This window comes from Escherichia sp. S10b (assembly GCF_028421345.1).
GTDB lineage: Bacteria > Pseudomonadota > Gammaproteobacteria > Enterobacterales > Enterobacteriaceae > ECMA0423.
The window spans coordinates 1-559 of the sequence record NZ_JAHZSO010000148.1; the positions used below are offsets into that span (position 1 = coordinate 1).

1 pseudogene is annotated in these 559 nt (G+C 58.0%); it reads right to left on the reverse strand.

Features of this window, described 5'->3' with window-relative positions:
* Positions 1 to 559, reverse strand: a pseudogene (locus tag FTE26_RS20275) (phage tail tape measure protein); the annotation flags it as partial.

Sequence of the window (559 nt, forward strand, 5' to 3'; positions counted from 1 at the left end):
GCTTACCCCCAGCTGGGCAGCCCTGGCACGAAGCAACTCAGAAGAAGAAAGATTCTGGCGGGTTGCCTGCTCTTTAAGCTGACGGATAAACGCCACTTTCTGTCGGGTAGCCTCTTCCTCAGCCTGTGTAAGAACACGGGTTTTCGCCGTAACCTCAGAAATCAGCGCCAGATAATCCTGCTGACCAATCCCGCCACTGTTTCTGGCCTGTCGGATCTGCTGCTGAATACGCTGTAATTCCTGCAGCCCCGCACTGGCCTGTTTCACACTGTCAATCTGACGATAAAACGCAGCAGCCGCTTTATCCTGAGCCTCCGCCAGAGCCATGGCCTGCGCCTGTTCATCGCGCATTTTCTGGCTCAGTGCCTCCATACGCTGGCGGGTTTTCTCCACCTCGCGGGCCATGCGTTCATGAGCCTGTGCGTTCTTCTCCACCGTCTGCGCATGGACGGATGCGGCTGTTGCAGCCGAAGACGCCGCCTGCGTTGTCTGCCGGGCGGCCTGAGTCTGACGCTCCATAAAACGCTGCATACGGGCAGAAGACCGTTCTGCATCGCTG